This window comes from Acinetobacter sp. ACIN00229 (genome assembly GCF_016106645.1).
In the GTDB taxonomy this organism is placed as follows: Bacteria; Pseudomonadota; Gammaproteobacteria; order Pseudomonadales; family Moraxellaceae; genus Acinetobacter; species Acinetobacter oleivorans.
In genome coordinates this window covers 49774-72415 of sequence record NZ_JADWOM010000011.1, presented here as the reverse complement: position 1 = coordinate 72415, position 22642 = coordinate 49774, and the positions used below count along the sequence as shown (strand labels likewise).

Below are 22642 nucleotides of genomic sequence, written 5' to 3'. Positions count from 1 at the left end.
CCTTTAGAGATACATTTTCTTAGTTTAAGCAAAAAATATACCGAGAATAAAAAAAGCCTCCGAAGAGGCTTTTTTTATGACAGGTTAAAATTAGTCACCTGTATAACCTTTTAACTTTAAACGAGCAGCATGAAGTAACGGCTCAGTATAACCTGAAGGCTGTTCACAACCTTTAAAGATGAGATCAGAAGCTGCTTGGAAAGCAATGTTAGTTTCAAAATTAGCAGCCATTGGTTTATACAATGGATCATTCGCATTTTGCTCATCAACAATTTTTGCCATGCGTTTAAGTACTTCTTCAACTTGTTCACGAGTCACAATACCGTGACGTAACCAGTTTGCTACGTGTTGAGAAGAAATACGTAATGTTGCACGGTCTTCCATTAAGCCTACATTATTAATGTCAGGAACTTTCGAACAACCCACGCCTAAGTCAACCCAACGAACAACGTAACCTAAAATACCTTGGCAGTTATTTTCAAGCTCATTGTTGATTTCTTCTGCTGACCAGTTTGTTTCTGGTGCAAACGGAGGAGTTAACAAGTCATCTAATGACAACATTTCTTCAGCTTTCAACTGATCTTGACGTGCTTTAACATTCACTTGATGGTAATGCATCGCATGAAGTACTGCACCTGCTGGAGATGGAACCCAAGCACATGAAGCACCCGCATTTGGATGTGCAGCTTTAGTTGCCAACATATCTTTCATGCTATCTGGTTTTGGCCACATGCCTTTACCAATTTGTGCTTTACCTTGTAAACCAGTCTTCAAACCAATTGCAACGTTACGGTTTTCGTAAGCAGCAATCCATTTTTGTGTTTTTACGGCTTCTTTACGAACAACTGGTGCAGCTTCCATTGAAGTATGAATTTCATCACCAGTACGGTCCATGAAACCAGTATTAATAAAGATCGTGCGGTCTTTTGCAGCAGCAATACAGTTTTTCAAGTTTACAGATGTACGGCGCTCTTCATCCATAATACCGATTTTTAACGATTTAGGTGGTAAGCCAATCGCCTGTTCAGCACGTTCAAATAGCTCTACAGCAAACGCAACTTCTTCTGGACCATGCATTTTCGGTTTAACAATATACATAGAACCTTTACGAGAGTTCTTGTTTTCGTTTTCACTACGAATGTCCGCAACTGACAACAATGGCGTTACCAATGCATCCATAATACCTTCGAAAATCTCTTCCCCATCTACTAAAATTGCTGGGTTAGTCATTAAATGACCTACGTTACGAAGCAACATAAGTGAACGACCATGAAGTTTCGTTGTACCACCAATTAAATTTTTAATTTCGCGATCTTTATTTAAATCACGAACAATCGTTTTACCATTTTTCTCGATAGATTCTTGAAGCGTACCCTTCATTAAACCTAACCAGTTACGGTAACCTTCAACTTTTTCTTCAGCATCTACTGCCGCAACAGAATCTTCTAAATCCTGAATAGTAGTTACAGCCGCTTCGAATGTTAAGTCTTTAACACCCGCTAAATCAGTTTGACCAATTGGGCTAGATGCATCAATTTCGATAATGACATGAAGGCCATTACTTAAAAGAACAACTTCTGTAGGGTTCGCTTCTTCACCATTGAAACCAACGAACTGAGCTTCATGAGCTAAACCTGTTTTTGAACCATCTTTCAAAGTCACAACAAGTTTGTTTTGCTCAATCGCATATTTTGTCGCATCTGCATGTGAGCCTTGTGCAAGTGGGAAAACTTCATTTAAGAAGTTTTTAGCGAACTCAATCACTTTTGCACCACGTACAGGGTTATATCCTTTACCTTTTTCAGCGCCACCTTCTTCAGAAATTACATCGAAGCCGTAAAGTGCATCATATAAAGAGCCCCAACGCGCATTTGCTGCATTTAAGCTATAACGTGCATTACGTACAGGTACAACTAACTGTGGCCCTGCCAATAATGCGATTTCTTCATCAACGTTTTCAGTTGTAATTTGAAAATCTTCAACTTCTGGCAATAAATAACCAATTTCAGTTAAGAACGCCTTATAAGCACCCAATTCAAATTTATTGTTACGGTGCCATTCATCAATTTTTGCTTGTAATTCATCACGCTTAGCCAATAATGCTTTATTTTTTGGGCTAAGATCGACAACAACTTGCTCAAAGTTCTTCCAGTAAGTTTCACTATCTAAACCAGAACCTGGTAAAGCTTCATTTTCGATAAAATCGTAAAGTTCTTTAGCAATCGCTAACTTGCCTTTTTGAATACGTGCAGTCATTGTCTTTCCTGAAGTTGCTACTTTTTATACCAAGAGAATCCTAGTATACCGATTTAAATTAAGCTGAATACTAATATCACATTCCTAAATAGTAAGCATTTTCCCTTGTAAAACTATTGACAAAGATAAATTTTCCTATATAGGAAATATTAAAATTCTAACTAGGATTCCCAACAATTTATTCAATATTTAAAGATACTGAAACTAGACTTTTTGTTAACAGACAAAAAATTTCACTATCTTATTTTTCTAAAGCGTATTTAGTTATATCAAACTTTGCAGTCTGAAAAAGCATTATTTAACTAAATTTATCTATTTTTGTTGTAAAAAAAAACGCCCTATAAAGAGCGCTTTTCATATCTATTTTTTATGCGTTTTTAGTTTCATCAATATGGCGATGTTCAGAATGCAAATATTCATCCGATTGCATTTCCAATAAACGCGAACGAGTACGCTCAATCTCAAAGGCTAATTTTTCACCTTGATAAATATCAATAATACTATCTTGCGAAGTTAAAAGTAACTTTACTCCACGATCATAAAACTCATCGACTAGATAAATAAAACGACGTGTACCTTCAGATAAGAAATCTGTTAAATGCGGAACATTACTTACCAGAACCGTATTATAGATATTTGCAATTTCAATAAAATCTGCTGGGCTACGTGGTTTAAAGCAAAGTTCAGAAAACTCACACCACAACACATCTTCTGTATGTCCTAGAGTCTCGACAACACGATTATTAATCACAATCGGTTCTTGAGAATGAGCTTGTGTGTGTGTTAAAGCACTAAAACGTTCCGCCATCCAACTTTGCACTTCATTACTTAATGGTGATTTAAATAATTGAGCTTGTTTTAAGACACGTAAACGATAATCCACACCTGCATCTACGTTTAAAACAGTACAGTTCTTTTTAACCATTTCAATTGTTGGCAAGAAACGGTCACGATGAATACCGTTTTTATATAAACCGTCTGGTGCAATGTTTGATGTAGCAATCAATGTCACGCCACGAACAAACAATTTTTGGAATAAATCACTTAAGATCATTGCATCAGTTACGTTTGATACAAAGAACTCATCAAAACAAATAACGACTGCATCTTTATAAATTTGGTCAGCCACAATTTCAAGTGGATTACGTTGACCAGAAAGCTTGTTTAATTCTTTATGAACATGTTGCATGAAATGATGAAAATGCATACGTGTTTTACGACGAAATGGCACTGACTCATAAAATTGATCCATAAGCCAAGTTTTTCCACGGCCTACTCCACCCCACATATAGACACCTTTAGGTGAGGTTTGGCGGCGAAAACGACGGAAAGCTTTTTTAGAGGCTTTATAACGGTTTAAAAGTTCTTTCCATACACGGTCTAATTCTTGCACTGCCTGTGCTTGCGCTTCATCTGCCATAAACTGGCCTGAAGCTAAAGCCTCAGCATAGCGTTCTGCTGGGGAAGAAGGTGAGAATGCAGTACTATGAGAAGATTTTAAATTTAACATATCGTTTTATTTCAATTTTAACTGATAGGAGTATAGCGAACATTTTGTTCAACCACATTAGCTTTTAGCATCAAGAATTACGAAGATGACTCTTTGCCATATTGTCGAGGACTCTGTCCAAACCATCGTTTAAATGCATGATTAAATGCCGCTGGTTCAGAATAACCGAGTAAGTCGGCAATAACTTCTATTGAGTATTCTCTATATTCCATAAGCTTTAATGCCTTATTCTTGATAATTTGTTCACGAATTTGCTTATAACTCGTATTTAACTGTTGCAATTGATGCCTTAAAGTCCTTTCAGGCATTTTCAATGCAAAAGCTGTTTCCGCCATGCTCGGGATAATTCCTTGTTGCAACTCAAGATAATCTTGCACACATTGTATGATATGTGGAGTTTGGTGATCTTGTTGATTTAATCTTGTTATTTCTGTAATACATTTTGATTCATAAATACGATGTGTAATGATATCCGCAGAAGGAATTTTGATTTCAAGCACATCCTTGCTTAGGCTAAATGCTGCATATTTACCATTAAAGTGCACATCATCGCCATAGTATGCAAAATAGCGAGATAAGGTCTCTGAATCTGTTGGTTTTTCAAATGGAAGTTCTATACGCATAGCGGGCATTTCTAATCCCATCATCATATAAATATCTTGAATAAATTTATAAGTTCCTGAAACTTCACATTGTGCCCGCAACTGTCCCACTTGGGTTTTCAAATCAACAGGCAAATAATTTAAGATGGTACGCTCATCCGTTTCATAAAGCCCTAAAGCACCAAACAAATGTGTAAGTCTTTGATATTTTATCCCTTTACTTAATGCAGTTTGAACATCATTACTTGTTACAAGCAACATAAGTAGTGGTCCGTAACCGGCCAAAGCATAATGCTGTCCAATGAATAGACCCTTTTCAGGTTCAACATTTTCGCTAATAATTTGTTGTATATCCCATTCTAGGCGATCATGAATTGTGGAGCTCGGATCTAAAGCATCAACCTTAATTCCTATACCAGCCAAACGTGAGTCGACATCAATGCCCGCATTGCGCATTCCTTGAATTAAATACATTAAACCAAGTATCGACCGTTTCATTCTTCTATCAATTTCCCTAGACTCAAATGTTTTACTATAAAGAAGAAAGAAAATTAATTGCCGAATCTATCAATTTTCACGTCGATACAATCATGTTTAAACTGATCAAAAAACGTTAGTCTTGCCTGCAATCCTCTTTTCAGCTTATGCAGGGTTTCCAATGCTAAACACAAAGCAAGATGCTATTCAAAAAACTAAAATCGCTATTATTGGTGCTGGATTTGGTGGCCTAGCAATGGCAATTCGCTTACTGCAAAATCAACAGCAAGACTTTGTTATTTTAGAAAAATCAGACGATGTCGGCGGAACTTGGCGCGAAAATCGCTACCCTGGTGCGGCATGTGATGTTCAATCTCATATGTATTCTCTCTCATTTGCCCCTAAAACAGACTGGTCGAAACGTTATGCTGAGGGACCAGAGATATTTGAATATATTCAAGATATTACAGAAAAATATAAGATTAAAAATTACTGTAAGTTCAACCACGATGTAACTCATGTCCAATATGATGAAATGCGTCACGTGTGGACTCTTGATTTTAAAAATCAGCCTTCGATTAAAGCTCAATTTGTTGTTTTTGCATCAGGCCCCCTACACATCCCACAAATCCCCCATATTCAAGGCATCGAAAAATTCACAGGAAAAGTTTTTCATTCCTCACAGTGGGAACACGACTATAACCTAAATGGTAAATCAGTCGCATCTATTGGTACTGGTGGTAGCGCGATTCAATATATTCCAGAAATAGCTGGAGATGTTAAACAGCTCTATGTATTCCAAAGAACGGCAGCTTGGGTAATACCACGAGATGAACGTAAATACTCTCGTTTGAGTAAAGCATTATTCAAATCTTCTAATCTTTATCGTCAAATTCATCGTAGTCGTCTTTATTGGAGTAATGAGTCGCGCGTTGTACCCATTGTTCAACCCCAAATTATGAAATATGGTCAAAAATTGGCAGAAGCTTTCATTCGCTTCCAAGTGAAAGATAAAGAAGTAGCCAAGAAACTTACACCTGACTTTGTGATGGGATGTAAACGTATTCTTATTTCAAATAAATATTTCCCTACATTTAACCGTAAAAATGTTGAGCTAGTAACGGATAATATTCAAGAAATTAAAGAAAACAGTATTATCACTAAAGATGGTAAAGAACGATCTATTGATTGTTTAATTTACGGTACAGGTTTTATTACTGACCCACGTATTTATTTGAAACATTTCACATGTATTGGACGCAATCAAATCGAGTTAAAACAGGCGTGGAAAAAAGGTGCTGAAAGTTATTATGGCATTATGACTAAAAACTTTCCTAATCTGTTTCAATTGGTCGGCCCTAATACAGTATTAGGTCATAATTCGGTTATTTTTATGATTGAATCTCAAGTAAATTACATTTTACAACTCATTCAACTCGTAGAAAAGTCTGGGCAAAAAGCAATTGAGATCAAACCGGAAGTTCAAGATGCTTTTAACGAACGGGTTCAAACTCAGCTTCAAGGAACTGTGTGGCAAGCTGGAGGTTGTAGTAGTTGGTATCAATCTGCCGATGGAAAAAACTTTTCACTATGGCCCACCTATACATGGAAGTACTGGTTAGAAACGCGCAAAGTTAATCCTAAAGATTATTTACTCTTAAATAAAAGCGCACAGAGCTATGCAGCTTAAAATGTTCAAGACATAATAGGTGGGTTAAAACAATCCACCTATTATTATATGCAATCTTTTTATCTCATCATTCAAATTTTTTTAGCACTCGCTTCCGGCTATTTTCTAGCACCCAAACTATCTTTAAATATCCAAAAGTTTATTTTTAAAATACTGCCCTATTTTTCGTATATTCTCTTAGCTAGTGTAGCTTTAGAATTAACACTAGCACTTGATCAAATTGAGAATCCTTCTGCCATAATTCCACCCGCTATCATTATTGCACTTACAACATCTTTTGGTTCTTTCTTTACCTGTTTATTAGCTTATACAATTTTTGATAAACAGAGTGTCAAAGGCAAAATTTCACTTCAACTTTTTGTAAATGCTTTAAAAAATATTGCAAAGGCCTTTCTTGCTTTAGGCGTCGGTGTTCTATTAGGAGCTATTGCCACTCAATTCAACTCACATATAGCCTTTAATAGTTGGTATTTATTATTACTATTTATTTTCTTAATTGGTATTGAACTTGCCTTCACTCATTTCAACCGTATGTGGTTAAGCTGGAAGATTTTAATTGTACCTTTGGCTGCATTTATCGGCTCATGTATAGCGGGCTTCTTTAACTACTTTTTTCTTAGCAAGCATTTTGCACTGAATGAGACGTTAGCATTAGCGCAAGGTTATGGCTGGTATTCAATGTCAGGGATCTTATTTACGCAATTACACTCGGCAGAACTAGGTGGTATTGCATTATTAACTGATTTATTTAGAGAAATTGTGGCTATATTTTTAATGTATACAATGGGATGGCGTTTTCCACGCCCTGCTATCTCAAGTGCTGGCGCAACATCAATGGATGTTACTTTAGCCATGGTAAAACAGTCATGTGGTACACATTATGTACCACATGCCATGATGAGCGGCTTATTATTAAGCCTACTCGCCCCGCTATTAATTAGCTTATTCCTAAATTTTTAAGCAATTGAAGTAAGAATAGACTTCAACATTTCTGTTGGATTTTCTGCTTTAGTAATCGGTCGACCAATAACCAAGTGTGTAGAACCATCAAGCATAGCTTGCTTCGGAGTCACAATACGTTTTTGGTCATCTGCATTTGAACCTTCCGGACGAATACCGGGTGTTACTAAAGAGAAGTCTTGTCCAATCAAGTCGCGAAGAATTTTAGCTTCTTGTGCAGAACAAACCACACCATCTAATCCACTTTCTTTAGTGAGTTTAGCTAAGCGTTTTACCTGCTCTACTGGCTCAATATCTAAACCAATATCTTTTAAATCTTCACGTCCCATTGAAGTTAACACAGTAACCGCAATTAGTTGAGTTTGATAGTTACCTGCTTTTAAGCGTTCTACACAAGTTTCCATCATTTTACGGCCGCCTGAAGCATGGACGTTGACCATCCACACTCCTAAATCAGCTGCTGCACAAACAGCCTGAGCGGTAGTATTTGGAATATCATGAAATTTAAGATCAAGAAAAACTTCAAAGTTTTGTTCTTGAAGTTTTTTTACAACAGATGGGCCTTCATGAGTAAAAAGCTCTTTACCCACTTTTACACGACATAAAGTAGGATCAAGTTGTTCAACAATTTTTAAAGCGTCATATTGGCTTTTTGCATCTAACGCAACAATGATACTCAAGAGACTTTCTTCCATCACATAAAATCAGCATCATTATAATAGACAAGTCATCAAGTAATAAAGGAATGTATAAGGAAGGCTTTCAAATTTAGAGACAATAATGTTATAGAGACTTATTTTTAGAAAAATACAAAGAAGAACAGTCTAATAAATTAAGGAAAATACTACTCTTTACTCATTAATAAAGAGTAGTACGGGGATTATAGCGGAGTAGAGTTTTTATCTTGCGGATAAATATCTACAACGGTTTTTTCATGTCTTACATTTGCAGCTGCCTCAGCTGCTGCTAATTGAGCACTTTGGATTTGTTCTTTTCTTAAATGGTCAATATCTTTACGCAGGCGTTTAATTTCCCAACCTTTTTGGAATACTCTGAAAACCTGCACACCTAATAAAAGACCAACCACAGTTCCTAGTACCAATGTGAGTAGCAATAATAAGCCTAAACGCATAGCTGGAACTTGGGTAAATAACAAATCAACAGAAAGTTCTGTTGGATTCTGCAAAACAAGTGCTAAAGAATAGCCAAATACAACAATAAGCAATGCAATTAAAATATAACGCATAGGCACCCCGCTTATAAATTTTTATTTATTTCCCGGATTCGTTGACTGCATCACGCAGTGCTTTACCGGGTTTGAAATGTGGAACAGCTTTAGCTGCCACTTCTACTGATCTTCCTGTTTTAGGATTACGACCAACTCTTGGATCACGGTGGTGTAAAGCAAAGCTACCGAAACCACGGATTTCAATTCGATTATCAGTTGATAGGGCCTCTATCATTTGATCAATCATAATTTTAACCGCCTCTTCCACCAAAGGTTCAGCTAAGTGTGGGTTTTTCAGCGCAATGCGTTCAATCAAATCAGACTTATTAAGAGCTTCAGTAGTCATCTACGACCTCGTTATTTATTGCTACTCTATGTCGTCTGATAATAACCTGTTTAAATACAAAACGGTAGCGCAGTATGTTGAATACTAGGCTACCGTTTACAGTAATTTGTATAAAAAGTACAATTCCGTTACATGAAACTGTACTTTGTTAACCTATTACTTCATTTGTGCTTTAATCAAATCACCAATAGTCTTAGGACCATTTTCTTGATTTGTTGTTGCTGTACGCAAGCTAGCAACTGCTTCTTTCTCTTCAGCTTCATCTTTTGCTTTAACAGACAAGTTAATAGAGCGAGATTTACGATCAACGTTGATGATTTTCGCTTCAACTTCTTGACCAACTTCTAAGAATTTAGTTGCATCTTCAACGCGGTCACGGTTGATTTCAGAAGCTTTAAGAGTAGCTTCTACTTCGTCAGCCAACTTAACAGTTGCGCCACGAGCATCAACTGCAGTTACAGTACCTTTAACTAAAGCACCGCGTTCGTTAGCAGCTAAGAAATCATTGAACGGATCGCTGTTCAATTGCTTGATACCAAGGCTGATACGGTTACCTTCAGCGTCTACAGACAAGATAACAGCTTCAACAGTGTCACCTTTCTTGTAACGACGAATAGCTTCTTCACCTTGCTCGTTCCAAGAAATATCAGACAAGTGTACTAAACCGTCGATACCGCCGTTCAAGCCAATGAAGATACCAAAGTCAGTGATAGACTTGATAGTACCAGATACTTTTTCGCCTTTCTCATGAGCTTTAGCAAACTCTTCCCATGGGTTAGCACGAGTTTGTTTGATACCAAGGCTGATACGACGACGTTCTTCGTCAACTTCAAGAACCATAACATCAACTTCATCACCAATCTGAACAACTTTAGATGGGTGGATGTTTTTGTTAGTGTGGTCCATTTCAGAAACGTGAACTAAACCTTCAACGCCTTCAGCGATTTCAGCGAAACAACCGTAGTCAGTTAAGTTAGTTACACGAGCTTTAACGATAGAACCTTTAGGGTAACGGCTCATGATCGCTAACCATGGATCTTCGCCTAATTGTTTAAGCCCTAAAGATACGCGGTTACGCTCACGGTCAAATTTAAGTACTTTAACAGTAACTTCTTGACCAACTTCAACAACTTCTGAAGGATGCTTGATACGTTTCCAAGCCATATCTGTGATATGGAGAAGACCATCAATACCGCCAAGATCAACGAATGCGCCGTAATCAGTAAGGTTTTTGATTGTACCTGTAACTGTTTGACCTTCTTCAAGTTGAGCAAGTAATGCTTCACGGTCAGCAGAAGATTCTGCTTCCATAACAGCACGACGAGATACAACAACGTTATTACGTTTAGCATCAAGTTTGATTACTTTAAACTCTAACTCTTTACCTTCAAGGTGAGTAGTGTCACGGATAGGACGAGTGTCAACTAATGAACCTGGTAAGAATGCACGAACAGGACCGATGTCAACAGTGAAACCGCCTTTAACTTTACCAGAGATAACACCAGTAACGATTTCGCCATCTTCAAAGATTTTTTCAAGTTTAGTCCAAGTTTCAGCACGCTTAGCTTTTTCACGTGATAAAACTGTTTGACCCATACCATTGTCAAGAGCTTCAACAACTACGTCAACAGTATCACCAACCTGAACTTCAAGTTCACGTTGTTCATTTAAAAATTCAGCACGGTCAACAATGCCTTCAGACTTTAGGCCAGTGTCAACAGTTACCCAGTCGCTATCGATGTTTACAACAACACCTTGGATGACTGCACCCTTTTCAACGTTGAGGTTTAATTCACTTTCTTCAAAGAGGGCTGCAAAAGATTCGGTCATGATATACCTGATAAATTCAGCGGTCTTGGATCAGACAAGGCCGGTTTAGTTAAGTATCAACATAGTCTTTATAGACTGATCAAGCTATGCGTCAACTGATAATTCTATTTGCTAAATGGTACGGCTATCGACATAATCAACCATCAACTTAAATACCTGATCGATCGTTAATTCCGAACTATCAATGATATAAGCGTCTTTGGCTGGCTTGAGCGGAGCAACTTCTCGCTCCATATCTCTTTTGTCACGCGCCTGTATATTAGCTAAAATGTCGTTTATTTTAGCATCTAGGCCCATGCCCTGCAACTGTTTTACTCTTCGCTCAGCACGCGACTCAGCAGAAGCAGTCAGATAAATTTTTGCATTTGCTTCTGGAAAAATAGCTGTAGCCATATCACGGCCATCTGCAACTAAGCCAGGTTTTTGTGCAAAAGCTCTTTGTCTCTCAAACAATGCCTGTCTAAGTTCAGGAATTGCTGCAACTTTCGATGCATATTCACCCACACGTTCTGTACGAATTGTTTGAGATACATCTTCGCCATCTAGAAAAACTAGAATGCCTGCTGGGGAAGTTTCAAATTTAATATCCAATTGACGTGCATATTGAATACATTTGTCGAGTTGACTGTCTAATTTCTCTAATAAATCGTGCTTATGTAATGACAACCCCAATAAACGATATAAGGCACCAGAATCGAGTAAATGATATTGATAATATGCTGCAAGTTTTGCCGCCAATGTTCCCTTACCCGAACCACTCGGACCATCAATAGTAATAATTTGAACTGTCATTGAACTCTCACTAAGAAGCAACTGCTTTAGCTAATCTCGAAAAGCCTAGTGTAATGGCTAGTTTTAGCTGTGCAAGGATTAATTTACTTACCACTGGAGCTTTTGCCGTTAACTCGATGCGATATGTAACTAAAGTTATGTATGGGGTGATTTCAGAAAACTCGATTCGACCTAAATGGTGTTTAATCAAAGGATTGTCTATTAATTTATATTCAATGCTTTTATTTTCTTCAAGCAAGGTAATTTCTTCTTTAATTGGCTTGATTGGGCCAAACCCCATACGACGAACTGAACCTAAACCATCAGGTCTTTTAGAATCTGCTGAGTCTTTCACACGTACGACTTGTAATGGCGCAAAAGCAGTATTGTAAGTTGCATGTTTAGAAAGCAAATTAAATACGTCACTAAGAGGAGCGTTAAATTCTTTTTTTACGGTAATTACATTACGCATTGAATATTCCTTATTAAAAAACATGGCAGTAAAATCGCGTTAGTTTGCCATAAGCTCGTGTTACTTTTTAATCATTTAAGGACGTTTTCTGTTGTTTTTCTTGTTTCTTTTGCTCGCGTCTTTGTTTAAAAAAATGACTGAGTTGTTGAGCACATTTTTCTTTTAAACAACCTTGTTGAAAGGTAAATCTATGATTGTAATAACCATCTTGTAGTAACTGACGAGCACTTACCAATGAACCTGCTTTAGGTTCTGTTGTACCAAAAACCACATGTTTGATTCTTGCATGTACTAATGCACCTACACACATTGTGCACGGTTCAAGAGTGACATATAAAGTCGCATCGTCAGGTAATCGATAATTATTTAATGATAAGCATGCTGCACGGATAGCTTGAATTTCTGCATGTGCAGTTGGGTCTAACAAACTAATTGGAGCATTATAGCCAGATCCAATCACTCGATTTTGGCTTACTACAATCGCACCAACAGGAATTTCACCCTGTTGTGCAGCTAATTCAGCTTGCTCGTAAGCAAGCTGCATCCAATATTCATCACTATATTCAGTCATGTATTTAGATGATCACACCGTGTTGTCTAAGTAACGCATTCCAGCTATCTATTGAAGTCACTGGCGGACAATCAGCTAATATGCCTCTTAAGCTTAAGTCTTCACATGGTTTCCATTCTGGTGATAAATCTTTATCAACCAACCGCGCACGAACCCCTTCAACAAAGTCAGGATGACGAATTTTCCACTCAGAAATCTGAGCTTCAAGATCAAAAACCTCATCCCAAGAATGTATCTGTTTACCCCATTGCCACAACAACCAAGTGATTGCCGCAGTACTAGGAGATCCTTTTTGTAAGTTCTCACTCGCTTGACGTAACCAATCACTGCTCGCATCACGCAAGCTCACAATAGCTTGATAATCTTGTTCAAAATTAAAACCGCGGCAAACGCTATGAATCACATCAAGTGAGTTTTGTAATGGACCTGCCGCAACCGGACGATGCAAACTATTTAAAGTATCATCAATTGCGCGGAAATCCCCTGCAGGATAATGAGCCCAATTAATATTTAAAACTTTTTGCAAAACATTATCACGCTGTGCTTCACAAATATGTGTAGCCCAACCGATGCTATATGCGCCAGCGGCTGTCATGATTGAACCAGTTAAACCAGTAAACAAGCCTATTGGACCACGATCTGCCAAGAAGCGGCTCGCCCCCACATCTGGATATAAACCAATATTAATTTCAGGCATTGCTAAACGAGAATATGGAGTTACTAGACGGAATGGTGCTGCCATAAACAAGCCCAAACCACCACCCATAACATAACCTTCGCCCCAAACAACCACAGGCTTAGCATAATTATGTAAGAGTAAATCTAAAGCATATTCTTGCTGGAAAAACTTATTCGCTGTGTCTACTTCTTGATTGATAACAAGTTGACGTAATTTTCTAACATCACCACCTGCACAAAAAGCTTTTGGTGTAGTTGAATCTAACCAAATTGCCTTAACGCTCTCATCATCACGAAAATCTTCAAATACTCGTAATAATGCCGTTACGATTGATTCATCTAAAGCATGCAATGATTTAGGACGATTCAAACGTACTATACGCCAGCCGTTTTTTGCTTCTTCGACCACCAAGTCTGGGTGATAGTTATTTAGATTGGGAGAGTTCATCATGCGTCCAATTGCCAGTCTATGGGCTCAATGCCATGTTGTTTCAAATATTGATTTGTTTTTGAGAACACTTTGCATCCAAAAAAACCACCTCTGTTTGCAGCAAGGGGCGATGGATGTGCTGCGGTTAAAACCAAGTGTTTATCTCTATTTATACGTTGTCCTTTGCGCTGTGCATAAGCACCCCACAAAATAAATACTACATGTTCTCTTTGCTCATTCAGGACATCAATGACTTCATCAGTAAATGCTTCCCAACCTTGCTTTTGATGTGAGGTTGGCTGTCCAGCTTCGACAGTAAGCACACTGTTCAGTAAAAGCACACCTTGTGTAGCCCATTTCGTTAAGTCGCCATGACGAGGAGCTGGAATACCCAAATCTGTATGTAATTCATGAAAAATATTACGTAAAGATGGTGGTAATGCAATACCTTTTTGAACGGAGAAACTTAATCCATTTGCTTGGTTTGGTCCATGATATGGATCTTGTCCAAGAATAACGACCTTCACATCAGCCAATGGTGTCGTATTTAGAGCACTAAAAATTTGTTTACTCGGTGGATATATTATTTTTTGTGCTTGCTTCTCTTGAAATAAGAAATCGCGCAAATTATCCATTTGAGGGCTTAACAAAAAAGGCGCTAAAGATATTTTCCAGCTTTCTTCTAATTGAACTTTACTGAGTTTATCTTGCTGTTGCTCAGTTAATTGCATTAATGTCATCCTAGATCAATTTTCAATTCTACAAATACTGTAAGTAATTCGATTTATACTTCGACTTGTAAATCAACTTGAGGATTATTAAATTTAATCCCATTTTTCAAGTCTTCATACATTTGAGGATTTGCCCACTCTATCTGAATTTGTTCTGAAAAAACAATTCCATCGAGACTTAAAATCCCCATTTGTTCATTTTCAATATCTTCAATAAAGCTTTGTGCATATCCAGTATCAGTCTCATGAACAATAACTGAATAAACCTCAACATCACCTTCCCCATTTTGAGTGATGGTTGATTGTAAAACTTGCTGAGCTAGATAAAAGAAAATACGTGAAAACTGTTCAGCCGAAGGCGAAACAGGTAAAGAAATCCAACGAGCACTAAAAGTCTGACAAGCATCAATGTATTGAGAATCATCTTTTTCCCAAAAACAGATTGCATGATCAAAGCTGTCAATAAGGTCTTTTATTACCCCTTTTAGAAGCCCAAAATCATAAACCATTTGTCCATGATCTAATTTCGAAGCTTTAAGCAATAATTCGACTTTATAGCTATGTCCATGAATTGATCGCTTACAACGATCCGATGTACAGTTTCGTACAACATGTGCATTTTCAAACTTAAATAACTTACGAATTAACATGTGCCAAATCGATCATTCCTTCTAGGAACATTATTATAAAGCAAAAGACGAAAACTTCGCACCACTTTTCAATTAGAAACAATTAGCGAAAAGTATGATAAGACTTGTGAAGAAATATTGAAGATAAATATATAGAAAACTTATCTTCATTTTATTTTGTCATTAGAGAAGTTTCTAAATATGACTTTTTAACAACATGATAAAAACAAATAAACCAAAATTTTTCAATCAGTTAAATGGTGACATGTTTCTAGAATAAACATAAACCTGCTTATCATTACGCATTAGTGCACTTGTAAATTGTCTTTTTCGATTATTTAGCACGACCTCAATTTGTGCTTGAAAAAAACTCGACTTTACATCTAATAAGCTATTCACTTCAGTTCTCTTTTGAGTGTCGACTGTTGAAAAAGCATTCAATTGCCATAATTCATCAACATTTTGAAAGAATTTTAAATTTTGTTGGCGCATCTGAAGCTCTTTTTCTACCGCCCCTAAATCTAATTTTGGATCAATACTCGCTAAAACTAATGGCGAGGCGGTATTAATATTCACTTTTGTATTTTCAGGTAATGCAGAAATATAAGGAGCAATTAAATCATATTTCTTACCGTCAAACCCTCTTACTAATTTTAACTCTTCAATACGATGAAATTTAGCATTTGAAGCTAAATAGCTAGGATCAAGACCTTCATAATAACTGCTTTCAGCACCCATAGGCCCAGATGGTTCGTCATCTGGATCTTGCCAATCGATGACTGCTTGACTTAACTCTGCTGGCAAGCCTACACGTACAAGTAATCGCTCAAACCAATTTTTAGCAGCTTCGTTTACCTTACCTTCATTCGTCGTCAAATTGTTTAGGTTAAATTTGCCTGACTCATCCAATAAACGTCCTGATACTGATCCATCTTCTATTGGAAAAGGTGGCATCGGCTGTGCCCATGTTTCTTTTAAATGATCAACGCCACCTGCATTGTTTGCATCTTGGATTAATAATTCAGAAAAAAAGGCCTCTGCACTTTTTGCATACAGTAATGACTGATTTTGACGCATCAAATAGCCAGTATTTTCCATCGTATTGGTTTGATGCTTTGCAATAGAGGCAGCTAAAATTGTAGCCAAAGCAACCATAATTAGAATGGTGAGCAAAGCAACGCCTTGCTGGCTTTTTTTATAATGCAACACTATCCCACTCCTTTATTGGAGAGCGATAAATCACCTTGATTTAAGCTATAAATCCACTCATAACTTACACCAGCAACTGTGAGTTGTATTTTTATTCCTTTCGGCAACTTTCTAAATTCTTCAGGTTTTGTAGGATCAATATTAATTTCTGGCCACTTTGTCACTTCTTGAGGCGTGAGTACCATAATTTGAAATTGTTCAACTTGGCTCAACAGCGTACTTGATAGTGGTTGCTCTCTGTTTGAAGTATTTAAATTACTATATTTAAGACGATAAAGCTTTTTTTGATCAGGATCATATCGATATTCGATACGCTCAAAAGGTGACAACCCTTGTTTTAAGGGATCCGTAACACCAGCCTTACTAAAGTGAAGAACTTGATTATCAAGTTCTAAGGCTGGACGTAGTTGCCCGCCTTGATTAGCCGATAAAGGTATAATTTGCAACGTATCACGTAAAATTTGTTGATAAGCATCTTGTAATTCGAATAACTGTACTTCGTGTTGTGCATTACGATCACGGACTTTTAATAAATAATCAAAGATCTTCCAACCCAACAAAGATAGAACAGCAAAAATTGCAATTGCAACTAAAAGCTCAACTAAAGTAAATCCTGAGCGAGGATTAACAAAGCGAAGCTTTGTCTGAGCGCAAGACGAAGAGCTGTGCTCGGAGTAACCTCTCATCATCTGCTCCGATCGTGCCGTAAGACGAGAAACTAGACTTCTCGAGCGAAGATATTTATTTTTTATCATTATTTTGCTTTCATTGGATAATTAAAAAATACCAAGTGGGTAATACCATTTTGAACTTTCCCTTTATCAGAATCATATAAGCTAATTTGCAAATCCACTTTCTGAACATTCGGGCTGACTGTAGATTCAGCAGATTTATCAATCTGCCAGGTTTCACCTTGAGAAGTAACTTGTTTACTTTGAGTACCTTGAAGCCATTCTTGATTTATCTCCATTAAGGCAACTTCATTCATTGCTACAAACTGAGCTTTTGTTCTAAGAATTGCATTTGAGGTAGATTGGGTATATTGCATGGCCACTTTAGTTAACGCGACGGCAGCTACCGCAAAAATTGCCAAAGCTACCATTACCTCTAATAGAGTAAAGCCTTTAGATTTCATTTATTTTACCCAAATGATCAATCTGTATTTCTGAACCAATTGGTTTTTGTTCAAAGTAAAACTGTATTTTAACTGTTTTAGCTTCACCATTTCCAAACCAGATTAACTGCGGAGCCTGCCCGCCAATTAAATCTGTATTCGTAGCTTTTGAATAGGTTTGACCATCTAAAGGTTGTACTGTAAACGATACATGTTTAGGCAATTGGCGTGTAGTAAATTCTGGGTATTTCTGCCAACGATTTTTTAAATCTTGTACCTGTAATTTACTCTGATCGTGGTATTCATACAGCTCATAAGAAAATGGAGAAACATCAGTTTCACTCATAGTGGATAGGGCTAAAACACGAGACTGGTCAAGTGACTCTTTACCAATTTTATGTGCATCAAGCAAAAACAACTCTCTTGCTTGCATCGCTTTCTTTTGGTCAACACCACCTATATTAAGTACAACAAGAGAGGTCATAATAGTCATAATAACAATCACCACCATCACTTCAATGAGGGTAAAACCTTTTTGTGATTTAGGCGGTGATTGAGATTTCATATCGACCTATTAAGCATATTGTTCAACAGTTTGTTTAGGTAAGGCTAATGCCTGATCAATATAAGCCACTCTTAAAGTGTCCCGTGAACCTAAATAGCGTTGGTAAAAACTTGAGTTGAGAATAGCTGCTGCACCATGCGTTAACGACCAAATAGAAGCCAGATAATCTCGAGTTGTCATATTGCTTTGAATCGATTCTAAATAGTGATCTGTCATGCGAATGATAATTCGTAATCGCTGTTTACGCACTTGATAAAGCTCATTAAAAAGGTGATGCACACCCTGAGCCGTAATCGAAAGTTTTTCCTCAATTTGATGAAATAAAACTGTCCGTTCAGGATGGTGTAAATGATGCAGCATAAAAAAGGCCAAATGTTCTGGAAAGGCCTTTTCAGTATCTTGAACCATTTCGAGTAACATACGTTCATTACGAATAATCAACAGCATGTACAATTCATCTTTACTTTGAAAGTGTTTGTACAAAGTTCCTTTTGCTAAATCAAGCTCAGCAGCCAAGACATCAAGTGTCATTCCGGCTTCGCCATTTTCTAGCAATAATTGCTCCGCAACCTGAAATATTAATACTTCTCTTGCTCGGAACTGAGCCTGACGATCCATCTTCACGCAATTACTCTCTTATATAGTTTCTATAACTTAAATCGCTTTTAGCAAGTTCTCAAAATTTTGTGAGGTGATCATTGCAATTTCCTCAACCGATTTATCATATACATCGCTGAGCGCTTTGGCTACATAAGGTACATATTTTGGTTCATTTGTTTTTCCACGGTATGGAACAGGTGCTAAATAAGGGCTATCTGTTTCAATTAAAAGCCGATCTAATGGCACTTGTTTGGCTACATCACGCAAGTCTTGTGCATTTTTAAATGACACAATACCTGAAAAAGAAATGTAATAACCACAATCCAGAACAGCCTTTGCTGTTTCCCAATCTTCGGTAAAACAATGCAAAATTCCATGAGTGGAGTTTTCAGCACGAATAATATCTACCGTATCATGCTTTGCTGAACGCGTATGAACGACAACCGGTTTTTTTACAGTTTTCGAAGCTTGGATATGTCTTGCAAAACATGCCTTTTGCTCTTCAACAAAATCTGTACTGTGATAGTAGTCCAGTCCAGTTTCACCCAGAGCCCATACTTTTTTCGACTGAGCCAATTCAATCAAGTATTCGGTCGTGGCACGAGCCATTGTATCGACATCTTCGCAAGGATGAACACCTACTGTATAACCAACGTCTTCATGTCTCTTTGCAATCTCTGCTAGTGCAATGTGGTCATCAAGATCAACGGATATTGCCATAAATTTAGACACACCTTCTGCTCGCGCTGCTGCAAGCGCAAGGTCCAGATCGCCGTTATAAGGCGTTAAATCTAACATCGTTAAATGGCAATGCGTATCAACAAACACTTTTCTATCCTATTTGATTACATGGTATAACTTGGACGATCTAGAGACATACTACCAGCCAAAACTCTTTCTGCCTCAGCTTTATAGTAAATTCCCTTATCTCCACTTAATTGAATAGCAAAACCTTGAGGTTTAAATCCACTCTGCTTGTACGATATCCAAATCACCTTACCCGTAAGAGGAATTTTTTGAGACTGCTCAGGCAAAGTAGCTAAAATGAAAATTTCTTGTCCCATTTTTACTTTTTGTTTTGATGGTACAAATAGGCCTCCACCTTGCACATATCCCATATAGCTTGCTTGTAAAGTAGCTCTATCAGGAATATTTACCTGAATAATCCCCCCCATTTGCGGCTGCATAATCTTCCCCTTAAACATTCATTAACGTTATAAACAATTGATCTATAATAAGTTGACTTTGTACATTTTGCTCAACAAGCTTTTTTGCTTGTTGTAGTTCACTATAAATATTGAATAAGCTTTCTAAATCGTAATATGGAATTAATTGATCAAAATCTAAATCTGTATTTTTCTGCGGTTGATTTAGCTTGACACAAATTAAATCTCCCAACAAGTACTCAAAAAGTACGATAAAATCGCTAAAACTTAATTCTTTTTGCCATTTTCCTGAGAAAAATAAAGGCATATTTTTTTGAGCTACAATTTTTAGCCAGTCATTTAAGAAAGTCTGTCGTTTAGTAAACCAATCACTTTTTGCAATTTCTATAGCTTGTAAAGGCATATCATTAGATAGACCAAGCAATAAATCAGGTTGGACTTCTGCAATTTCAGATAAATGCTCATTCAAATATGAAGTAGCCTGCTCATATGAAATGCGGTCTAAAGCAAAGTGCTGCAATCGGCTACGAATAGTGGCTGGTAATTTAAGATAGTGATCGGCCAATAAAATTAAAACAACACGCTCACCTGGTTCTTCCAAGGTTTTTAATAGCGCATTTGAAGATGCTAAGTTAAGAGCTTCAGCAGGTTCAATAAGAATAACGCGCCAACCCTCTCCTGTTTGTTGCACGAAAGGCAGTAAATCTCGAATCTTTTCGATTTTTATTTTTGCATTTTGCTTTTTATTTTCTTCATCTGTTGTGATATGGACATAATTTGGATGAGTATCCGATTTTAACCATTGACAGCTGCTACATTCACCACAAGCACCATGAGGCTGCTTATTTAGACAAAGCACCCAGGCCAAGAAATGCTTAGCAAATGCATGTTTCCCACAGCCTTCCTTGCCATAGAATAATAGGCCATGTCCAATATTGGGAAACCTTGTTGTTAAGGTATCCCAAGTTGTTTTCTGCCAAGGATAAACCTTTGAAGTTACATTCGGATTCATTAAAAATTAACGCTTATTCAAAAGATTCGACTGGCATATTATTTAAGCGATCAAGATCAGCTTGAGTGTCCACACCGGGTGGTAAATTTGCTTGAGCAACAGCAATCGCAATACGATGTCCATTTTCTAAAACACGTAATTGTTCAAGACTTTCTAATTTTTCAAGCTTACCCATATCCCAGTTCACATATTCTTGTAATAAGCTCACTCGATACGCATATAAACCCAAATGACGAAATGCTTGTGTATGTAAAGTCGGTTCATCATGTTTAGCTCCATCCCGATCATAAGGAATAGTTGCTCGGCTAAAATATAAGGCTTCATTTTGTTTAGAGATGACTACTTTTACAATACTATCGCGCTGAAATTCATCTAAGGTATGAATAGACTCACACAACGTCGACATTGAACAATTTGGTTTATCAACCAAAAGTTTTGCAACTTGCTTAACAAGTTGGGCTGGTAATAAAGGTTCATCTCCCTGAACATTTACAATAATGTCATTAGCATCCCAACCTTTAATACGCGCAACTTCACTTAATCGGTCTGTTCCTGATGGGTGATCAGGACTCGTGAGAACAACATCTACACCATCTGCACGACAAATCTCCGCAATACGTTCATCATCTGTTGCCACACATAGATCATCAAAACCTTCAACTTTTTTGGCTTGATCCACTACACGTAAAATCATAGGACGATCATGAATAAGCAACAATGGCTTACCTGGCAAACGCGAACTTGAGAAGCGTGCTGGAATGACGATGTGTTTCATTTTTTCTTCCTAAGATAATTGGATATCAAGTTGTTGCAGTTGCTGCTTTAAAACCTGATAACACTCTACAGACAGGATAGCTTTAACAGGAACAACCCAAATAGGCTGTTTAAATTCTGGATATTTTTCAAGCAATGGCAATAATTTAACCGCATCTTTTTCAGTTGTAATAAGTGGCAGTTCATCATTAAAAATTAAATCATCGATTGAGTAATCATGATGGTCGCGAAACGCATGTTCTTGAAATTGTTTCAGGCCTAAATCTTTAAGTGTTTGATAAAAACGCTGTGGAAAGCCAATACCCACTACAGCATGATAATTACTTTGAGGATTAAAACTGTGTTCGACCCTTGGCGAAGGATTGAGTAAATATGGCTGTCCAGTCTCAAGATGCATATTTAATTCTGTAGTTGGTTTATACGCATGTTCAATTACTGTTCCAGTTTCTAAACGCTCAACTGGCTCTCTTAAATATCCTTCAGGTAATAGTTTTTGATTTCCTAAGCCGCGATTTTGATCGAGTACAATCCACTCGATTTGTCGTCCCAATGCCCAATGCTGCAAACCATCATCACTAATAATTAAATCTACTGATGTTGATGCTAATAAAAGTTCTATTGCAGCCTGCCTATTAGGACCTACTGCCATTGGCACACTTGTCGATTGAACAATTAATGCAGGCTCATCTCCAACCTGAGTTGCTTGAGCACCCGAAGTAACCAACATGGGAAAAGGACCTGTACCACCATACCCACGGCTAATGACCCCAACTTTGACATTATGCTGTTGTAGATAATTCACCAGTTGTATTAATAACGGAGTTTTTCCACTTCCACCCACAGTAATATTACCAATCACCATGACAGGTACAGGTGCTTTATAAACTTTCTTTAAACCCGCAGTATAAAAATTACGATTTAATAGAAACCCAGCACGATACAAACAAGATAATGGACGTAAAGCAATCAACCAACTCGATTGCTTATTCCATGCATTCTGGATCAGCTGGGCCAATGACAT

At 37.3% G+C, this 22642-nt stretch carries 25 protein-coding genes; 2 read left to right on the top strand and 23 right to left on the bottom strand.

Annotated features, from left to right (window positions below; translation table 11 throughout):
• Positions 1-90: 90 nt before the first annotated feature.
• The 3 genes from I7H67_RS11855 to I7H67_RS11845 all read right to left on the bottom strand — a co-directional run bounded on the left by I7H67_RS11855 (position 91) and on the right by I7H67_RS11845 (position 4866).
• The gene (locus I7H67_RS11855) at positions 91-2256 is read right to left on the bottom strand and encodes a malate synthase G (RefSeq protein WP_111853776.1); all 2166 of its coding nucleotides are present in this window, start codon (positions 2254-2256) and stop codon (positions 91-93) included.
• A gap of 367 nt (positions 2257-2623) precedes the next feature.
• Complete coding sequence (gene zapE / locus I7H67_RS11850; protein ID WP_005304748.1) at positions 2624-3766, bottom strand: cell division protein ZapE; 1143 nt, start codon at positions 3764-3766, stop codon at positions 2624-2626.
• A gap of 77 nt (positions 3767-3843) precedes the next feature.
• A complete protein-coding gene (locus tag I7H67_RS11845; protein WP_013198070.1) occupies positions 3844-4866 on the bottom strand; it encodes an AraC family transcriptional regulator in 1023 nt (340 codons plus the stop codon).
• Between the two features lie 121 nt (positions 4867-4987).
• Between I7H67_RS11845 and I7H67_RS11840 the strand changes: the two genes are divergently transcribed.
• Together I7H67_RS11840 and I7H67_RS11835 are read left to right on the top strand one after the other, a co-directional pair.
• A complete protein-coding gene (locus I7H67_RS11840) occupies positions 4988-6535 on the top strand; it encodes a flavin-containing monooxygenase (protein WP_198307924.1) in 1548 nt (515 codons plus the stop codon).
• 48 nt (positions 6536-6583) lie between these two features.
• Complete coding sequence (locus I7H67_RS11835) at positions 6584-7495, top strand: lysine exporter LysO family protein (protein WP_198307923.1); 912 nt, start codon at positions 6584-6586, stop codon at positions 7493-7495.
• Here I7H67_RS11835 and pyrF read toward each other — a convergent pair.
• The 20 genes from pyrF to lpxK form a co-directional block, all read right to left on the bottom strand.
• Positions 7492-8190, bottom strand: a complete 699-nt coding sequence (gene pyrF, locus I7H67_RS11830; protein WP_198307922.1) for an orotidine-5'-phosphate decarboxylase — start codon at positions 8188-8190, stop codon at positions 7492-7494. The two genes, I7H67_RS11835 and pyrF, sit on opposite strands and share 4 nt — an antisense overlap.
• 185 nt (positions 8191-8375) lie before the next feature.
• Entirely contained in the window at positions 8376-8741 is a 366-nt protein-coding gene (locus I7H67_RS11825) for a lipopolysaccharide assembly protein LapA domain-containing protein (protein WP_002121360.1), read from the bottom strand.
• 25 nt (positions 8742-8766) lie between these two features.
• Complete coding sequence (locus I7H67_RS11820; protein ID WP_003651488.1) at positions 8767-9069, bottom strand: integration host factor subunit beta; 303 nt, start codon at positions 9067-9069, stop codon at positions 8767-8769.
• A gap of 156 nt (positions 9070-9225) precedes the next feature.
• Entirely contained in the window at positions 9226-10899 is a 1674-nt protein-coding gene (gene rpsA / locus I7H67_RS11815) for a 30S ribosomal protein S1 (RefSeq protein WP_004792715.1), read from the bottom strand.
• A gap of 111 nt (positions 10900-11010) precedes the next feature.
• A complete protein-coding gene (gene cmk / locus I7H67_RS11810) occupies positions 11011-11691 on the bottom strand; it encodes a (d)CMP kinase (RefSeq protein ID WP_192833447.1) in 681 nt (226 codons plus the stop codon).
• Positions 11692-11701: 10 nt separating this feature from the next.
• Positions 11702-12142, bottom strand: a complete 441-nt coding sequence (locus tag I7H67_RS11805; protein WP_013198075.1) for an SRPBCC family protein — start codon at positions 12140-12142, stop codon at positions 11702-11704.
• 67 nt (positions 12143-12209) lie between these two features.
• Positions 12210-12713 carry a tRNA adenosine(34) deaminase TadA gene (tadA, locus tag I7H67_RS11800; RefSeq protein WP_198307921.1) on the bottom strand — a complete coding sequence of 168 codons (504 nt, stop codon included), beginning with the start codon at positions 12711-12713 and terminating at the stop codon, positions 12210-12212.
• Between the two features lie 4 nt (positions 12714-12717).
• The gene (locus I7H67_RS11795; RefSeq protein WP_198307920.1) at positions 12718-13842 is read right to left on the bottom strand and encodes an enoyl-CoA hydratase/isomerase family protein; all 1125 of its coding nucleotides are present in this window, start codon (positions 13840-13842) and stop codon (positions 12718-12720) included.
• Entirely contained in the window at positions 13839-14552 is a 714-nt protein-coding gene (gene ung, locus I7H67_RS11790) for a uracil-DNA glycosylase (protein ID WP_004792723.1), read from the bottom strand. Before ung ends, I7H67_RS11795 begins: the two co-directional genes overlap by 4 nt.
• A gap of 53 nt (positions 14553-14605) precedes the next feature.
• Positions 14606-15202, bottom strand: coding sequence for a 6-pyruvoyl trahydropterin synthase family protein (locus I7H67_RS11785; RefSeq protein ID WP_198307919.1), 597 nt, complete (start codon positions 15200-15202; stop codon positions 14606-14608).
• A gap of 228 nt (positions 15203-15430) precedes the next feature.
• Positions 15431-16390: a type II secretion system minor pseudopilin GspK gene (gspK, locus tag I7H67_RS11780; protein WP_005304719.1), complete on the bottom strand. Its 960-nt coding sequence runs from the start codon at positions 16388-16390 to the stop codon at positions 15431-15433.
• Positions 16390-17145, bottom strand: coding sequence for a type II secretion system minor pseudopilin GspJ (gene gspJ, locus I7H67_RS11775; protein ID WP_192835941.1), 756 nt, complete (start codon positions 17143-17145; stop codon positions 16390-16392). The genes gspK and gspJ overlap by 1 nt, the downstream gene beginning before the upstream one ends.
• Positions 17145-17525, bottom strand: coding sequence for a type II secretion system minor pseudopilin GspI (gspI, locus tag I7H67_RS11770; protein WP_004792732.1), 381 nt, complete (start codon positions 17523-17525; stop codon positions 17145-17147). Before gspI ends, gspJ begins: the two co-directional genes overlap by 1 nt.
• Positions 17515-18069, bottom strand: coding sequence for a type II secretion system protein (locus tag I7H67_RS11765; protein ID WP_005304714.1), 555 nt, complete (start codon positions 18067-18069; stop codon positions 17515-17517). The genes gspI and I7H67_RS11765 overlap by 11 nt, the downstream gene beginning before the upstream one ends.
• Before the next feature lie 9 nt (positions 18070-18078).
• Positions 18079-18687 (bottom strand): TetR/AcrR family transcriptional regulator, encoded by a 609-nt coding sequence (locus I7H67_RS11760; RefSeq protein ID WP_034591080.1) that lies wholly within the window; start codon positions 18685-18687, stop codon positions 18079-18081.
• Positions 18688-18723: 36 nt separating this feature from the next.
• Complete coding sequence (locus I7H67_RS11755) at positions 18724-19497, bottom strand: TatD family hydrolase (protein WP_049836519.1); 774 nt, start codon at positions 19495-19497, stop codon at positions 18724-18726.
• A 17-nt stretch (positions 19498-19514) separates the two neighbouring features.
• A complete protein-coding gene (locus tag I7H67_RS11750; RefSeq protein ID WP_198307918.1) occupies positions 19515-19856 on the bottom strand; it encodes a PilZ domain-containing protein in 342 nt (113 codons plus the stop codon).
• Positions 19857-19866: 10 nt separating this feature from the next.
• A complete protein-coding gene (locus I7H67_RS11745) occupies positions 19867-20847 on the bottom strand; it encodes a DNA polymerase III subunit delta' (RefSeq protein WP_198307917.1) in 981 nt (326 codons plus the stop codon).
• Between the two features lie 13 nt (positions 20848-20860).
• Positions 20861-21622, bottom strand: a complete 762-nt coding sequence (kdsB, locus tag I7H67_RS11740) for a 3-deoxy-manno-octulosonate cytidylyltransferase (RefSeq protein ID WP_198307916.1) — start codon at positions 21620-21622, stop codon at positions 20861-20863.
• A gap of 9 nt (positions 21623-21631) precedes the next feature.
• Complete coding sequence (gene lpxK / locus I7H67_RS11735; RefSeq protein ID WP_198307915.1) at positions 21632-22642, bottom strand: tetraacyldisaccharide 4'-kinase; 1011 nt, start codon at positions 22640-22642, stop codon at positions 21632-21634.

Bases quoted from the DNA above. Each gene is read 5' to 3' on its own strand.
- gspI (WP_004792732.1), bottom strand. From the start codon at position 17,525: ATGAAATCTAAAGGCTTTACTCTATTAGAGGTAATGGTAGCTTTGGCA.
- I7H67_RS11795 (WP_198307920.1), bottom strand. From the start codon at position 13,842: ATGATGAACTCTCCCAATCTAAATAACTATCACCCAGACTTGGTGGTC.
- pyrF (WP_198307922.1), bottom strand. From the start codon at position 8,190: ATGGAAGAAAGTCTCTTGAGTATCATTGTTGCGTTAGATGCAAAAAGC.
- cmk (WP_192833447.1), bottom strand. From the start codon at position 11,691: ATGACAGTTCAAATTATTACTATTGATGGTCCGAGTGGTTCGGGTAAG.
- I7H67_RS11805 (WP_013198075.1), bottom strand. From the start codon at position 12,142: ATGCGTAATGTAATTACCGTAAAAAAAGAATTTAACGCTCCTCTTAGT.
- I7H67_RS11855 (WP_111853776.1), bottom strand. From the start codon at position 2,256: ATGACTGCACGTATTCAAAAAGGCAAGTTAGCGATTGCTAAAGAACTT.
- I7H67_RS11820 (WP_003651488.1), bottom strand. From the start codon at position 9,069: ATGACTACTGAAGCTCTTAATAAGTCTGATTTGATTGAACGCATTGCG.
- I7H67_RS11745 (WP_198307917.1), bottom strand. From the start codon at position 20,847: ATGAATCCGAATGTAACTTCAAAGGTTTATCCTTGGCAGAAAACAACT.
- rpsA (WP_004792715.1), bottom strand. From the start codon at position 10,899: ATGACCGAATCTTTTGCAGCCCTCTTTGAAGAAAGTGAATTAAACCTC.
- zapE (WP_005304748.1), bottom strand. From the start codon at position 3,766: ATGTTAAATTTAAAATCTTCTCATAGTACTGCATTCTCACCTTCTTCC.
- tadA (WP_198307921.1), bottom strand. From the start codon at position 12,713: ATGACTGAATATAGTGATGAATATTGGATGCAGCTTGCTTACGAGCAA.
- ung (WP_004792723.1), bottom strand. From the start codon at position 14,552: ATGCAATTAACTGAGCAACAGCAAGATAAACTCAGTAAAGTTCAATTA.
- I7H67_RS11785 (WP_198307919.1), bottom strand. From the start codon at position 15,202: ATGTTAATTCGTAAGTTATTTAAGTTTGAAAATGCACATGTTGTACGA.
- I7H67_RS11825 (WP_002121360.1), bottom strand. From the start codon at position 8,741: ATGCGTTATATTTTAATTGCATTGCTTATTGTTGTATTTGGCTATTCT.
- lpxK (WP_198307915.1), bottom strand. From the start codon at position 22,642: ATGTCATTGGCCCAGCTGATCCAGAATGCATGGAATAAGCAATCGAGT.
- I7H67_RS11750 (WP_198307918.1), bottom strand. From the start codon at position 19,856: ATGCAGCCGCAAATGGGGGGGATTATTCAGGTAAATATTCCTGATAGA.
- I7H67_RS11835 (WP_198307923.1), top strand. From the start codon at position 6,584: ATGCAATCTTTTTATCTCATCATTCAAATTTTTTTAGCACTCGCTTCC.
- I7H67_RS11845 (WP_013198070.1), bottom strand. From the start codon at position 4,866: ATGAAACGGTCGATACTTGGTTTAATGTATTTAATTCAAGGAATGCGC.
- I7H67_RS11760 (WP_034591080.1), bottom strand. From the start codon at position 18,687: ATGGATCGTCAGGCTCAGTTCCGAGCAAGAGAAGTATTAATATTTCAG.
- gspJ (WP_192835941.1), bottom strand. From the start codon at position 17,145: ATGATAAAAAATAAATATCTTCGCTCGAGAAGTCTAGTTTCTCGTCTT.
- kdsB (WP_198307916.1), bottom strand. From the start codon at position 21,622: ATGAAACACATCGTCATTCCAGCACGCTTCTCAAGTTCGCGTTTGCCA.
- I7H67_RS11765 (WP_005304714.1), bottom strand. From the start codon at position 18,069: ATGAAATCTCAATCACCGCCTAAATCACAAAAAGGTTTTACCCTCATT.